The 14,788-nt window shown below is 43.5% G+C and carries 12 protein-coding genes, 1 rRNA gene and 1 pseudogene; 5 read left to right on the plus strand and 9 right to left on the minus strand.

All coding sequences use genetic code 11. The annotated features are described in order from the left end of the window. Nucleotides 1–11: 11 nt before the first annotated feature. Nucleotides 12–1,500: ribosomal RNA gene (locus tag ACE1CM_RS20490) — 16S ribosomal RNA — on the minus strand. A 1,489-nt stretch (nt 1,501–2,989) separates the two neighbouring features. Here ACE1CM_RS20490 and ACE1CM_RS20495 point away from each other — a divergent pair. Beyond that, complete coding sequence (locus ACE1CM_RS20495; protein ID WP_374879843.1) at nt 2,990–3,175, plus strand: hypothetical protein; 186 nt, start codon at nt 2,990–2,992, stop codon at nt 3,173–3,175. A 3-nt stretch (nt 3,176–3,178) separates the two neighbouring features. Here ACE1CM_RS20495 and ACE1CM_RS20500 read toward each other — a convergent pair whose 3' ends face one another. Genes ACE1CM_RS20500 through ACE1CM_RS20510 form a run of 3 tightly spaced genes read right to left on the minus strand, consistent with a single transcriptional unit; the run spans nt 3,179 to nt 7,171 of the window. After that, the gene (locus tag ACE1CM_RS20500) at nt 3,179–4,363 is read right to left on the minus strand and encodes a serine/threonine protein kinase (RefSeq protein ID WP_374879845.1); all 1,185 of its coding nucleotides are present in this window, start codon (nt 4,361–4,363) and stop codon (nt 3,179–3,181) included. A gap of 15 nt (nt 4,364–4,378) precedes the next feature. Then, nucleotides 4,379–5,725, minus strand: a complete 1,347-nt coding sequence (locus ACE1CM_RS20505; RefSeq protein WP_374879847.1) for a type IV pilin-like G/H family protein — start codon at nt 5,723–5,725, stop codon at nt 4,379–4,381. A gap of 15 nt (nt 5,726–5,740) precedes the next feature. Beyond that, the gene (locus tag ACE1CM_RS20510; protein WP_374879849.1) at nt 5,741–7,171 is read right to left on the minus strand and encodes a serine/threonine protein kinase; all 1,431 of its coding nucleotides are present in this window, start codon (nt 7,169–7,171) and stop codon (nt 5,741–5,743) included. 251 nt (nt 7,172–7,422) lie between these two features. Between ACE1CM_RS20510 and ACE1CM_RS20515 the strand changes: the two genes are divergently transcribed. After that, complete coding sequence (locus ACE1CM_RS20515; RefSeq protein ID WP_374879850.1) at nt 7,423–8,757, plus strand: hypothetical protein; 1,335 nt, start codon at nt 7,423–7,425, stop codon at nt 8,755–8,757. A 46-nt stretch (nt 8,758–8,803) separates the two neighbouring features. Here ACE1CM_RS20515 and ACE1CM_RS20520 read toward each other — a convergent pair whose 3' ends face one another. Beyond that, on the minus strand, nt 8,804–9,313 hold the full coding sequence (locus tag ACE1CM_RS20520; protein ID WP_374879852.1) for a peptidase C15: 510 nt from the start codon (nt 9,311–9,313) through the stop codon (nt 8,804–8,806). Between the two features lie 50 nt (nt 9,314–9,363). Here ACE1CM_RS20520 and hisH point away from each other — a divergent pair, with 50 nt between their 5' ends. From hisH to ACE1CM_RS20535, 3 genes are all read left to right on the plus strand, one after another. Next, entirely contained in the window at nt 9,364–9,999 is a 636-nt protein-coding gene (hisH, locus tag ACE1CM_RS20525; RefSeq protein ID WP_374879854.1) for an imidazole glycerol phosphate synthase subunit HisH, read from the plus strand. A gap of 161 nt (nt 10,000–10,160) precedes the next feature. Continuing rightward, nucleotides 10,161–10,709, plus strand: a complete 549-nt coding sequence (rsmD, locus tag ACE1CM_RS20530) for a 16S rRNA (guanine(966)-N(2))-methyltransferase RsmD (RefSeq protein ID WP_374879856.1) — start codon at nt 10,161–10,163, stop codon at nt 10,707–10,709. Between the two features lie 236 nt (nt 10,710–10,945). Next, nucleotides 10,946–11,551 (plus strand): Uma2 family endonuclease, encoded by a 606-nt coding sequence (locus ACE1CM_RS20535; RefSeq protein WP_374879858.1) that lies wholly within the window; start codon nt 10,946–10,948, stop codon nt 11,549–11,551. 98 nt (nt 11,552–11,649) lie between these two features. On the opposite strand, the gene ACE1CM_RS20540 is transcribed toward ACE1CM_RS20535, so the two are convergent. The 4 genes and pseudogenes from ACE1CM_RS20540 to ACE1CM_RS20555 form a co-directional block, all read right to left on the minus strand. After that, nucleotides 11,650–11,961, minus strand: coding sequence for a hypothetical protein (locus ACE1CM_RS20540; protein ID WP_374879860.1), 312 nt, complete (start codon nt 11,959–11,961; stop codon nt 11,650–11,652). Further along, nucleotides 11,958–13,346: a tetratricopeptide repeat protein gene (locus ACE1CM_RS20545; RefSeq protein WP_374879862.1), complete on the minus strand. Its 1,389-nt coding sequence runs from the start codon at nt 13,344–13,346 to the stop codon at nt 11,958–11,960. The genes ACE1CM_RS20540 and ACE1CM_RS20545 overlap by 4 nt, the downstream gene beginning before the upstream one ends. Before the next feature lie 350 nt (nt 13,347–13,696). After that, nucleotides 13,697–13,831: pseudogene (locus tag ACE1CM_RS20550) on the minus strand (DUF29 family protein); the annotation flags it as partial. Nucleotides 13,832–13,967: 136 nt separating this feature from the next. Next, on the minus strand, nt 13,968–14,780 hold the full coding sequence (locus tag ACE1CM_RS20555) for a class I SAM-dependent methyltransferase (protein WP_374879864.1): 813 nt from the start codon (nt 14,778–14,780) through the stop codon (nt 13,968–13,970). Nucleotides 14,781–14,788 lie beyond the last annotated feature (8 nt).

Here is a 14,788-nt window from a genome sequence, read left to right on the forward strand (position 1 = left end):
GGTCTCCCTTAAAAGGAGGTGATCCAGCCACACCTTCCGGTACGGCTACCTTGTTACGACTTCACCCCAGTCATCAGCCCCACCTTCGGCGTCTCCTTCCACCAGGGTTAGGATAACGACTTCGGGCGTGGCCAACTCCCATGGTGTGACGGGCGGTGTGTACAAGGCCCGGGAACGTATTCACCGCAGTATGCTGACCTGCGATTACTAGCGATTCCTCCTTCACGCAGGCGAGTTGCAGCCTGCGATCTGAACTTTGCCTTAGTTTCTGGGATTCGCTTGCCGTCGCCGGCTTGCTGCCCTTTGTCTAAAGCATTGTAGTACGTGTGTCGCCCATGGCGTAAGGGGCATGCTGACTTGACGTCATCCCCACCTTCCTCCGGTTTGTCACCGGCAGTCTCTTTAGAGTGCCTAACTTAATATTGGCAACTAAAAACGAGGGTTGCGCTCGTTGCGGGACTTAACCCAACATCTCACGACACGAGCTGACGACAGCCATGCACCACCTGTGTTCCGGTTCCCTTAGGCACCCTCTAGTTTCCCAGAGGTTCCGGACATGTCAAGCCCTGGTAAGGTTCTTCGCGTTGCATCGAATTAAACCACATACTCCACCGCTTGTGCGGGCCCCCGTCAATTCCTTTGAGTTTCACACTTGCGTGCGTACTCCCCAGGCGGGATACTTAACGCGTTAGCTGCGGCACGGCAAGGGTCGATACTTGCCACACCTAGTATCCATCGTTTACGGCTAGGACTACTGGGGTATCTAATCCCATTCGCTCCCCTAGCTTTCGTCCCTCAGTGTCAGTGCTGGTCCAGCAGAGCGCTTTCGCCACTGGTGTTCTTCCCGATCTCTACGCATTTCACCGCTACACCGGGAATTCCCTCTACCCCTACCGCACTCTAGTGACTCAGTTTCCACTGCCTGTCAGTAGTTAAGCTACTGCCTTTGACAATCGACTTGAACTACCACCTGCGGACGCTTTACGCCCAATGATTCCGGATAACGCTTGCATCCTCCGTATTACCGCGGCTGCTGGCACGGAGTTAGCCGATGCTGATTCCTCAGGTACCTTCATTGCTTATTCCCTGATAAAAGAGGTTTACAACCCTAGAGCCTTCCTCCCTCACGCGGTCTTGCTCCGTCAGGCTTTCGCCCATTGCGGAAAATTCCCCACTGCTGCCTCCCGTAGGAGTCTGGGCCGTGTCTCAGTCCCAGTGTGGCTGATCGTCCTCTCAGACCAGCTACCGATCGTCGCCTTGGTAGGCTTTTACCCCACCAACTAGCTAATCGGCCGCGAGCTCATCTTCTGGCAATTAATCTTTTACCCTAAGGCTTATCCGGTATTAGCAGCGGTTTCCCTCTGTTGTCCCGAACCTGAAGCTAGATTCTCACGTGTTACTCACCCGTCCGCCACTAGGGTATTTCTACCCCCGTTCGACTTGCATGTGTTAAGCAGACCGCCAGCGTTCATCCTGAGCCAGGATCAAACTCTCCATTAAAAATTAATTTTGAGTTTGTAGCTCCCAAAACTTTTAAGTTTTGGATTCTTATTATTCTTTGATTTTGTTTTGAGGTTACCCCCAAAAATCATCAATTTCTTCAATAAAATTGGATGGCTTTTTGGCTTTCAAACTATTGGCTTTTCTTGGTTCTTTGCGCCTTCTTTTGTTTTTTCCGACGCTCTTTTAATCTAACAGGTTTCCAGTGAATCGTCAAGGGGAAAACCAAATTTCTTTTTTTTGATTTTGCACCTTTTTACTATTGCTTATGGTTTACCTGTTAAAAAAGCCAATGGCTTAAAAGCTATTCACCTTTGCTTTCAAACTATTGGTCTAGTCTAGGTTCAGCGTGTCAAAACCTAATTTTTCCACGCTTCTAATCTAATAGGTTTAGAGCGGCGATCGCTTTCGGTAAACCCGTACTTTCCTTGACGGAGATCTTCCCTATTGGCGATCGCTAAAGCCCTGACCATAATATGCAACCAACAGTTTAACAGCTAGTGCTTGTCTGGCTTTCAAACTATTTTATTGTCATGGTTCGCTGCGCTCTTAGAACCCAGGAGCGACTCCCGTTTTTTGACGCTTTCCAAGCATAACAGATTTATTCGGTTTTTGTGTACGACTTGGAAAAATTTTTTTGACGCGAGCAGCCTAGTGTGTATGTTTTGCTCTGGGAGCCGGTTTCAGCCTCATTGCAGTACAAAAGTTCTGGCGTGAGGCCAGGTAATAACTCAAGTTGCTAGCGATCGCAAGCATAAGCAGAAGGGGGAAAATAACGTTGGGACTTGGGTTTTAACTTCTCTTGCCTGCTTCTGCTCTCGCTTAAATTGGGTTGGGCAGCCAAGACTGTCGCCAGGGGGTATATAAGTAGTTTGCGAAAAACTTTGTTCTTTTAAATACTTTAATTACTTAAGTTGTTGACGGGGCAGCTGGCCTGGGAGATCTGATTGACCAACATCTCGTAAATCCATCAATACGGTCACTTTCTCTAGTTTTTTACTGAAAGTTACCACGTTTATTTTGGCTTTTATGCTCAAAAAGGCATAGGTATAAAATTTTTCTTAATGACCGATCGTTTGCATCCTGAGAACTTTAGCTCCTGGATGATCTGTTTGGGTATGAGCTACCCGACAAGAGCGAGCAGAAGTCAGTCTGCTGCGCTGGCATTTGTCTTGTTTGCGCTTGTCAGCTCTTTTCGAGTAGCTACCACAGGACTTACGCAAGAAGAGAAAAGAAACCCGGTTTCAAAGTCGTTCGCGCTAGCTAGGGTATGCATATCTTTGGTTCCCTTTCCCAAGGATTTTTCGTAGAAACCGGATTTCTTTGGGTAAGTCCTGTAGCAACTTGAGTTAGTAGAAGGTTCCACAAGTGGCAATTTTGGCTTGATGCGGGTTCTCCCCTTTGGGAGAGTGGCGGGGTAGGGGGACTGTTTGGCGCGCCTTTATTTCTGCAAAATAGGGTAGAACGCCTCGGGACGGAAGAAGACGCTTTGATAGTAGATGAAGAACGATTGCGGCGAATTTTACGAGATTTATTGGGGCGTGCGGGAGAGAAAATTTACTTATGTCATAGCGAGATGGCGACTAATGGAAAAGAGCAAACTGGGCCATTATTGGTTTTAATAAATGCTGCTATTCGAGGGACAGCGAAAGAGGAAAATGCTCTATTGACTTAAGGTTTAATCCAGGAGCATAAATGTGATGATTGCTATATAGATCCAAGCCGTCGGGATGCCAATAAACAGTCCTGCGATCGCCCAACCTCTTTGATGGGCTTTAAACTGTTCAATACTGCGCCACTTTCTACTTTTCCAAGCCCATTCGTTGCCTTTTGCACCAAGTACAAATCCCATAATCCAACCTACATAGGGCATCAAACATAAAAGTCCAATCCACACTTTATTAGTAAAAGGCCACAACCAAGGCATTAAAAAGGCTCCCCAATTCCACCCTTTAATTTCATCGGGGATGGCTATCGATTCATCAAATAAATTACCGCCACCAGAATTATTTAGCGTTACCGATCGGTTTAACGGCTGGATAACGGTTAAATTGTTGATATTTTTGCCAGTATGAAGCGCTGACAAAGCTTGTTTAGCAGTGCTAAAACGTCGTTTTAGGGATGGTTCTGCGAGGGTCCCAATCCACTTTACCAAACCGGGGCTGGCGTTAGTGCGATCGCGAAATTCAATCTTTAAATCTTCCTGGGGTAAATCTGCTGGTGCAATCCCCGTTAATAAATGAATTAAAGTTGCTCCCAGTGCATATAAATCCGATGCTGGAACAGATCGACCGCCAAATTGTTCCATCGGTGCATAACCATAAGTTCCTACCACGGTAAACGTTACACCTTCTTTCACCGCGCGATCTTGCACCGCCCCAAAATCAACTAAATAAATTCGGTTATCTTCACCCCAAATTAAATTACCTGGCTTGATATCGCGATGCAACAGGGGTGGATTAAGCTCGTGCAAATAAATTAGGATAGTCAGAACCTCTTTAGCAATTTTGCGGACATCCTGTTCGCTGAAATGTTTACCTTCAGCCAGCAATTCTTTCAGCGAATGTCCAGGTATATATTCTTGCACTAACCCAAACCAAAGCGTGCTGTCATCAACCGAGAAGTAATCCCGATATTTAGGAATTCGCTCGTGATTAAGTTGTTTAAGAACCTGTGATTCTCGTTCAAATAGTTTGAGGTCATCCCATTGAACTTCTCCACCAAAGGCTAGCAGTTTTACGATTACTTTCTCCCGGGTTTCAGTTTGTAAATCTTCAGCTAGCCAGGTTTGCCGTCCGGCATTTTGGCCTAATTTTTGTTTGAGTTGATAGCGTCCCTGTAAGACTTTTTCTTGTTGTAGCATCTTTGGCTAATTCCTTTAGTATTTTGAAATTTCTTTTGTGCCATTACCGCATTTTAACTCACCATTTTGATATATGGGAGCGGCTGGGGGGATTGTACTGGAAAAATTAGTTTCACAAATAATTGTTTGCGTTATCATCTGATCTCGATCGTAAGCCACTAAAAAGACTCCTCCAACATAGCTTTTGATATCGCCCCGCTTGGCTATCCCATAGTTAAATACAGCTTTCTTATTGCCGCGAAATGAATATTTATAGTTTGTTGTCTCATTTTTAATCCCTATTCCCAATTTATCCCATCCCTTTTGATTGTCTAGAGTGACAAACTTTTCATATTCTACATAGTGAGCTTGCTGAGCTTTGTTCATACCTGAAACATATTGTTTCGCTTCAGTTTGCCTTGCTTTATTGCTACTATTGAACAATCCAGGTAAAGTTATCAAAGGTAAAATAACAACCAAACCGCTCAAAACAGTTCCGGACAAAGATAAAAATATCAGCCTTAGATAGTTAACAGACTCTCCAGCAGGTTGATAAATTTCCTCAGAAGAATGCGTTGGTGCTTGCAGTTCACGCAGTGCTTCTTTTGTCGATATAAAGCGCTTTTCTGTAGCAGGTTCTGTTAACTGTTCGATCCAGTTAGCGAAACCAGGATTGATATTTACCTTATTTCTAAATTCTAACCGCATCTGATGCTGAGGTAGGTCGGCGGGTGCAATACCTGTTAACAAATGAATCAAAGTTGCACCCAGTGCATACAAATCTGACACTGGTACGGTTTTTCCCCATAATTGTTCTGGCGGTGCATAACCGCTAGTTCCTACTACAGTAAAGGTAACTCCCTCTGCTTTTGCTCTGTCTTGAACTGCGCCAAAATCTACTAAATAAACTTGCCCATCTTCTCCCATAATTAAATTACTTGGTTTGATGTCGCGGTGCAGTACTGGCGGACTTAATTCGTGCAAATAAATCAGAATTTTTAGGACTTGGGTGGCAATTTGTTTAGCTTCATCTTCGGTAAAACGCTTACCCGCATCTAGCATCTGCCGCAAGGATGAACCGGGGATATAATCTTGCACTAAAGCAAACCAAGTTAATCCCGAAGCTTCTCTATCGTCAATAGAGAAATAATCGCGATATTGAGTAATTTTTGCATGTTTTAAATGTTTCAGCACTTGAGCTTCTCGCTCAAACAACTTTAATTCTTCCCACTGCATTTGAGGGCTAAAAGGCAGCAATTTTACAATAACCTTTTTTCTCGGTTCTGTTTCTAAATCTTCTGCAATCCAGGTTTGACGACCCGAATTTCTTCCTAGTTGTTCTTGGAGTTGATAGCGTCCTTGTAACAGTTGTTGTGCTTGCATAGGTTTGATTTTAGTTTATGATGACTTCAACCAATCTCGAAGTTGCTGACATAACCAATAGCATTCAAATTCATTTAAGGGGTGTCCTAATGAATAATGAGCTTTTTTAGTATAAATAGTCACTCCTCGCTCGGAAATTAGTTTAATATTTTTTATTTTTGAAGTTTCCCCCCGTTGGCGCATATAGCACCATCCTAACAATTTTTTCTCAATAATAAAACTATCTCTATCTATAAAGATATAAGATTTACCGGCAGCAAAGCGTGGCAGCTTTAAGCTAACAGTAAGTTTAATAAATTCCTGACTTAGAGCCTTTGATAATCTAACTCCAAGCACTAGGGGCAAGAGTAACATAAATAATAAAACTAATGCAATGATGCCTAATGGAGAAAAAAATCCATAAAACGCCAATATAGCGCCAAGAAATAGGAAAAGTATCAAAAAAACTAAAGATAATTGACTGACTATAGCTGCGCCGCCTAAAAGTAATTTACCTGCTAAGGCGATTAGATCGATAAAAAACTTTATTCCTCGTCCTGGTATTTCAATTTTTAACTGGGTTGGAGATTTCCAAACTTTGAGCTTGCTACCTGCTGGCGGACGAATTTTTTGCAGCGTGGCATTAAGGTAACGATTGGCTTTAAGATCTTCTAATGCTTGACTTGCGTTGCTGTATCTTTGCTCTAAATCGGGTGTTGTCAGTGCTTCAATCCAACGCACAAAATTAGGATTGATACTCACCTTTTCTTTAAATTGGATTCGTAAATTATTTTGCGGTAATTCAGACGGTGAAATGCCAGTTAATAAATGAATTAGTGTAGCACCCAGCGCATAAAGGTCGGATGCAGGAACTGCTTTTCCCCAAAATTGTTCTAATGGGGCATAACCAGTAGTTCCTACTACTGTAAAGGTAACTCCTTCGGCAGCAGCTTGGTTTTGAACTGCCCCAAAATCTACTAAATAAACTTGTCCATCTTCTTCTCCCAAAATTAGATTGCTGGGTTTGATATCGCGGTGTAAAACAGGCGGACTCAACTCGTGGAGGTAAATTAAAATATTCAAAATATCTGTAGCAATTTGACGCACTTGTGCTTCGCTAAACCGTTCGCCTTCGTCTATCAGTTGTTGCAAGGATGAACCGGGGATGTAATCTTGTACTAAAGCAAACCAACACAACCCGCTACCTGTCTGTTTATCGAGGGAAAAATAATCGCGATAGCGGGGAATTCTGGGATGGTTGAGGTTTTTGAGGACTTGCGCTTCGCGCTCGAATAATTTAAAATCTTCCCATTGCATTTGAGGGCTAAATGCTAGCAATTTGACGATTACAGACTCGGCGGGTGATGCCTTGATGTCCGCTGCTAACCATGTTTGACGTCCAGCGTTTCGCCCCAATTGTTGTTGGAGTTGATAGCGTTCTTGTAAAACTTGTAACCCTTGCAACATTTTTCGATTGGGTAATGGGTAATTGGTAATGGGTAATTGGTTAACCTATCATCTATTTATAAGTATTTCTGGGTTGGTGGCACTTATGCAGTTTGTATGTTGGGGTGAACAAGGTGCAACCCAACCTACGCCTGTTTCTAATTTAGCTACAAGTTTGGCAGAACCGCCATAGCTTATAGATCTACCCTGGAGGGGATTTCAAATTTTGCTGTTGGGGTCAGGGTAAATAAGGGGTCTTTAGAGGTAGGACTGTGGATGCTATTTTAGAGCGAGCGCGCCAATTGAAACAAAACTTAATCGAATTCGTACTTGACGCGGAGGACGAGTTAGCAGTAGCACTTGAAACTTATTTTGCCACGCGATCGCGCTCCAAAGATAGTCGCTATGACGCCGCTTTCGAGAAAAACTTGCTGTTGGATATGTTCTTGACTGAAGGAAAAGTTGGGGATAAGACACCGTTGGATTTATTTTTGGAGAGTCAGGCGGAGTTAGGAGAGATCGATCGCAATCTCATCCAAAACTGGCAACGCAGTTTTATCGGCTTATTTGCCGTTACCCAAATTTTACCAGATGGCTTTGAATTAAGGAACTGGCTTACGGACAAACATTATATCGTCAAGCCCAACGACCCCAAAACTTTACAGGAAATGGCTAATTTTAAGTTGGGGGAAATTTTACTCACCCGCATTGCCCCCGTTACAGATAATTATTGGATGTTTTCCGGGCCTTGCCAACCAATGGGTAATTTAGGCAAGCCAAAATTAGCCGTAGCTATTGGTAATTTTAAGGATAACTACAAGCGGTATCTCTACAGCGATGCTCCAGATTTACTAGAGGAAGCATGGCATTCTGTAGAGCGATATCACCAGGATTTTGTTGAATTTTTCGGCAGCGATCAAGTTACCATGCTTGGTTATCAGCTTAACAAGAAATTCGCCGAATTTCAAGAATTAACGACTAAAAACCGATTGGCAGCAGCAGGCATCGATGATTCTAAATCATTGGAAGAAATAGCAGAAGAAGCAGGAATTTCACAAGAGGAAATTAAAGCCGCAGCCAAAGAAGCAGGTGCAGATGCAAAAGAAATTTCCCAAATGTTTGATGGTCAGGGAAAAACTAAAATGGTGATGCCTAAAGTTGAATTACCTGAAAACCTGAAAAAAGCCGAACAGGTGACTGTACTAACTCATCCTCGCTGGGGACAAATGTTGCTGCCAACTTATACTAAATTCAAAGAAATGCTGGAAGCAGAAGATTGGCAGAGAGTTAATAATGCAGAAAAGCTGGTTCGCAAATATCTAGAAGATCCGGCAATTAATGCTTTTGTCTGGCATCGGTTAGTAGAACAGTATCCAACCGAGTTGGAAAAGGTATTGCAAGGGGTATTAAACCGACCGAACTTTAATATAGAAAGCGATTTAGATGCGCTGCTTCAGGAATATAATAAACCGCTAGAACCGGAGTTGCCCGAAATTGCCAGCGTGCCTATGCATTTGCACAACTTGTTTGAGGAAGCTGTGGCAGAGGTGAATAAATCTAAGTCTAAGGGTAAGGGGCAAAAAAAGGCAGGAAAGGGGTTTAAATAAATTGAACCGCAGAGGCGCAGAGGACGCAGAGAAGAGAAGAGAGAGATTAAGGAAGTAACCTTTGGATAATTAAGGCAAAATCGGCGATAATTTTAGGGGAATTGTCATGGGTAAGTAGGGGAACGTGGACGAAGATGCAAGGAACGGTCAGGGAGCGATCGCGCAAATGCTTTAAAACATAATAATAAAGTCCTTCGCAAACAAATTTACCAGCGTTGTGGCTAATTTTGGTTGCAGATAAACCAGAAACTAATTGTTCAAGATTGACGGATGTTTGAATCGAAGAACCTGCAAAGGTGGCATTTGATTCGATAGTTAGTTGCCTGCGTTTTTCTGCCATTCCACAGCAGATAATACCATCCGGTTGTAATTCGTGAATGTGGTGAAGGAGGCGATGACTGGCTAAACTAACGTCAACGGGTAGACGCCTTAAGAAAGTTAAAGAATGAGGTAGGGGATTGGATTTGGCAATTTCTATTAATAAATCATCGGAAGAATTAGATTTGTGATGGGGCAACCAGGTGTCGAATGAGGTGAGGAGGATTTTTGTTGTCATGGAATTTAGGATAAAATTGAATTGCACCAATTGGGGGTGGAAAGAAAAGAATGCCAGTTATCGCCGTCGTAGACTACGACATGGGAAATTTGCACTCGGCCTGCAAAGGGTTGGAGAATGCAGGTGCAACTCCTAAAATAACCGATTCTGCCGCTGAAATTGAACGGGCAGATGCGGTAGTATTGCCTGGGGTGGGATCGTTCGATCCGGCAGTGCAGCACTTGCGATCGCGCGATCTAGAACAACCGATTAAAGATGCGATCGCATCCGGGAAACCTTTCTTAGGCATCTGTCTGGGTTTACAAATTCTATTTGAAAGTAGCGAAGAAGGTAAAGAACCCGGATTGGGAATTATTCCCGGTAAAGTGCGGCGGTTTAAATCTGAACCCGGACTTACAATTCCCCACATGGGTTGGAACCAGTTAGAATTTACCCAACCAAATGTGCCTCTGTGGCAAAATTTAGAGGCTTCGCCTTGGGTTTATTTTGTTCATTCATATTATGTCGATCCAATTAATGCGGCGGTGCGGGCGGGGACTGTGACGCATGGAAGTCAGACGGTGACAGCTGCAATCGCACGCGATAATCTAATGGCAGTTCAATTTCACCCCGAAAAATCTTCCACCGCCGGATTGCAAATTTTGTCTAATTTTGTCGCATTGGTGAAAGCGCCAGCACTGACTTAAATTTGGTAATTGGTAATTGGTAATGGGTAATTGAAAGACTTTATTACCAACGCGACTTAAGCAGCAATGCTGGTGGTGCGTTACACTGCGTTAACGCACCCTACGTTTAGAATCTTGGCGTAAGTTTTGACCAATTACCCATTACCAATTACCCATTACCTATGAGCATTAGAATCTACGGAAACCGCGAGTTAAAAACATTACCAGGTCAAGCTACCCGACCTACTCTTGCACGGGTGCGGGAAGCGTTATTTAACATTTGGCAAGGCTCAATTGAAGGGTGTCGCTGGTTAGATTTGTGCGCCGGTAGCGGTTCAATGGGTGCAGAAGCTTTGTGTCGCGGTGCTATTTATGTTGTGGGGATAGAACAATCTAGTAAAGCTTGTGGGATTATTCAACAAAACTGGCAAAAAGTAGCTAAACCAGAACAAAGTTTTAAATTATTGCGCGGTGATGTTATTCAAAAGTTGAAAAGTTTAGCGGGTGAACAATTCGATCGGATTTATTTCGATCCGCCTTATGCTAGTGAATTATATCAGCCGGTGTTGGAAGCGATCGCACAATATCAACTCCTTTCTCCCACAGGTGAAATCGCCGTAGAACACGACCCCGATCGCAGTTTTCCTGAGACTATTTTATCATTAGAAATTTGTCGGCACAAAATTTACGGAAACACTGCTGTAACTTTCTACAGCAATAATCTTAATTGAACAAACCTTTTAAAATAAAAAGATTATTGTGGGGTAGCCTTCCCGCCTGCCTTTATACCAAATCCGGGTTCTAAACCCCTTTATTTTGTAGCCCGCGAAGGCGGGCTTTGTTTGTGTAGCCGCGAATGCGCGTCGTTCGGCATAAAAGGGGCGATCGCAGCGGATTTGCTATTAAACCTTTTCCTATAGGTCTATTATAATAGCATCACAATCGCCCTCACCGAAAGGACAGAAAAATGACAGCAGCAAGTCAACTTCAAATGAACCCTATTCCCGAACAAAAATTTGTCTTTCCCATCCGCTTAAGCTGGGAACAATTTAAGACTCTAGAAGAATTATTTGACTATACACGTAGTATTCGATTAGTTTATTTAGACGGACAAGTAGAAATTGTTACAGTTTCGACAAACCGCGAAACTTTCAAATCTTTAATTGCATGTCTTTTGATGATGTTTTTTATAGAAAAAGATATTAGCTTTACCCCTACTGGAAGTGCTACCCTACAAGCTGAAGAAAGAGGCAGCAGTAAAGAACCGGATCTATCTTACCGTTTTGGGGAAGAACGCAGACAACGCAACAGACCCGATCTAGTTATTGAAATCGTGTTTACCAGCGGTACTGTCAAAAAATTAGAGTATTATCGCCGATTTGATGTACCAGAAGTTTGGTTTTGGGAGGATGGAGTTTTTACAGTTTACCGCCTGCAAGAAGCAGGATACGAACAAGTCACAGCTTCTCAAATTTTGCCTGAATTAGACTTAGGTTTGCTGGCGCAATGCTTGCAAATGGCAGAAGAAAAAGAAGCCATGAAATACTTTCGCAATGCAATTCAGAATGCGTAAATAATCTGCGTTAAAGCACTTTAGTCAGTTTTAACTGACTTTAGCTTTAAGCCAGAAATTTATTTCTGTCCTTGGCTGCAAGATGTGAGGTTTCCCTCTTACCGTCGTGGCGAACAAGTGTTAGTTACACCCCAGGGAACGCCATCGTCAGGCACTGTCCAGGTGGTTGAATTAGAAGTACAGCGGATCACGGCTCTTGACCCTCTTTGGACTCGCAGTAGATCCCCCCGATAAAGCGGTTGACTTGTATTGACCCGGTTATATTTTTGCTCTCCTTCTTTCTTGAGTTCAACTCTACCTCTGACCTCAATTAGCTGGGCGACTAACATTCTTTCTGCTAACAAACTGCCGCAATTTAGAATTGCCAAACTCAGCGTTAAAACGATTGGCATATAAATGATACGTTTCATTTCTGCTCTCCTTTAGCTGCGATGCGTTGACGTGCCATACTAATCCAGTAACCTTCATCTGGATCTATTAGACTGCCATATTGCAGACACTGTTCCCACGCTGCGCTTGCGCGAAGAGGATTGTTCTGTTTCTCCAATACTTGCGCCAACAGGCAATAAGCAGGAGCTTTTTCAGTTGCCAACTTTTGCGCTTTTTCGAGTTGCATCTTCGCTTCGCTATAGTTCTTTTGATTCAGTAATGCCCAGCCTAAATATGTGAGTATATTGTATTGTCTTAGCTTATATTCCTCTGGCGTCAAACCGACCAGAGGCATTTTTGAATCCGCCCACCAATCAGCAACGCCTACACGCGCCCAACGAACCGCTTCGGCATAATTTTTTTCCTTAATGTAAGCGCGAACGAGTTTATCAAGGGCAGTGCAGAGTTTTTTCTGATTGCCTTTAGCTTGCTCCTGACATTTAGCCAGCCACTCACCGGCTTCGGTGTAATCTTTCTGCCCAATTGACACGCTAACTAAGTCGTTGTAGGCTGCGGTAATACCGCCTTTTGCGGCAATTTTGTAGTGAGTTTTGGCCTCGTTTAAATCTCGCAGTTCTTCATGAATTTTCCCTAACTGGTAGTGCGCTTTCGTACTATCTGGGTTGAGTTTAAGTGCGCGATTATAGTTTTCTTCAGCCATCGTGATTTGACCGGCATCATAAGCTTTATTGCCAATATTTACGTAGTAGCGATCGCTCAGAATCGGTAGTAAAGACCAAAATCCCATCAAAAACACCAAAAGTAACGCCGATCCTAAGCAAACAATTTCGTCCCACCAAGCTTTTTCTAATTTGAAGCTGGTGAGGATATATTCCAGACCTTCCTGCCCAGTTTTTGTCAAAGCACCACCGCCTGCTAGCAGGGTTAAAACGCTGGGGATAATGACAGCAAAAACTCCCGCTGTATCGGGTTCACCACTTAAAAATCGCGTGGAAATATCAATCAGAAGGCTGAGAGACGCTGTGAGGAATATCAGCGAAAAAAACCGCCACAACCAATCGAATTGATCGCGCCAAGGTTTCGGCGTAATTGGGTCAAGCAACCACCACCATTCTTTTTCTGGAGGATTAAAAATTGCTTGCCATTCTGCCAATCTGGTAACGCGGTTAATATACCTAGCTTGTTCTTTTAAACGGTTATCTAATTCTTTGACTGCTTTAACTAGGCGTCCTGAATGGTGCTGAGTTTTGTCGCTCATTGCCACTTGAACGGCGTCGCGCGCAATCAAAACGTCGAGAACGTGTTCGACAGATAAATCTTCAGCTGCTGCTTCTAGGGAGGCGATCGCTTTTTCGTACCGCTCGACAGCACGCTCTAATACAGAGTCAGGCAAGGTTTGAGCCATAATGCTATTGCGCTGTGAGTTGTAACATAACTCACTACTAAGCTATACAGCTGATACAACCCATTTTCCGTAATCTTGCGGATTGACATTTTCAGATCGGTTCTTACCGAAAGAAACCGAGTTTCTTAGATCGTTGGCAGCGGGGAGCGATCGCAATTACAGCGGATTGCAAGCCAGTGAGGTACACCTTCGACAGCAGTGTGTCGAAGGTGTACCTCATACGGCTGCAATCCGCGATAACTATTGCAGCACAACGTACTTCACTAAAATGCTCATCACCTCACCGACCTTTGAAGTTGGTAACAAAGGACTCCACGCTCCAACCTCTGCATAACCCAGAGCGTACAATCTTCAATTTCCTCAATCAAATTTTCCCAATCTACATTGGCATAATCCTGACTCCGAAGTTTTTCTATGGTGGTTTCTATCCATTGCATATAATCTGTTTCGTATAGCATTTGAAGCTCTGCTTTTAGGGGAGGCATGGCAGTTTCCATAGAGTATCACCGAAGATGTCTTTACGTTGATTTTAGTTTGTGCCAGCGCTTCCCGCCCACTTGCACTTAGATCCCGTTTGGTTGCATCCGTAGCGTCAGGCGAGGCGGTGACCATAGTAAATTACTAAGCTTTTTGACCGCTGACAAAAAAAGTCATATTCTCATACCAAACACCCCGTGCGGTTGCTCTTGCTTCAACTTCTTTAGGATACTCGGCTTTCAATTTCTCCATTTGTTCAGATGTCAACTCCCATAGGGGATTCTCCCGTGGATGAAACCACAGCCCATTCCATTGTCCCAATTCCTCAACGTCCCGATAGAAGCCAAGTTGTTTAGTTTGTACTTGAACATTCTGAAAACCCACTTCTTGCAGTAAATTACAGCATTTTTCAGGTGTTCCTGTAGGCTCGTTAATATTTAGTAATTGAATGCCATACTTGGCACACACTTTGACGAGCAGAGGTGCTTCACAAGATCGTTCTGAACAGCAAGAGAAAGCCACAATTCCTCCCGGTTTAAGCCAACGATACCAGTTGCGTAAACTAGCAGGTATATCTCTGAAGTAAACGATTGCGGTTGCACATAAAATCGCATCAAAGCTTTCCACGTCGAAGCTTAAATACTCTACATCCGCCTCAATTAGTTCGATATTTTGTAAACCTATTTCTTCAATCTTCTGTCGTGCTTGATTGAGCATCCCTGAAGAAAAATCGGCTGCAATAACTTTGCCTTCAGACCCAACAATTTGTGCAGCAGCAATAGCAATAATACCCGTACCAGTCGCCAGATCTAAAACTTTCTGCCCCTGTTTTAATCCAACTAAATCTAGCAGGGGCAGGGTACGCCGAATAGTGTAATCGTTGTCGTAGTTTGTTCGGCTATTGAAGAAATCTACGACTGTTTTTTTGTACTGATTTTCGTATTCGGCGTTTTGCATTGCATCCA

This window comes from Microseira sp. BLCC-F43, assembly GCF_041929235.1.
Classification (GTDB): Bacteria; Cyanobacteriota; Cyanobacteriia; order Cyanobacteriales; family Aerosakkonemataceae; genus Microseira.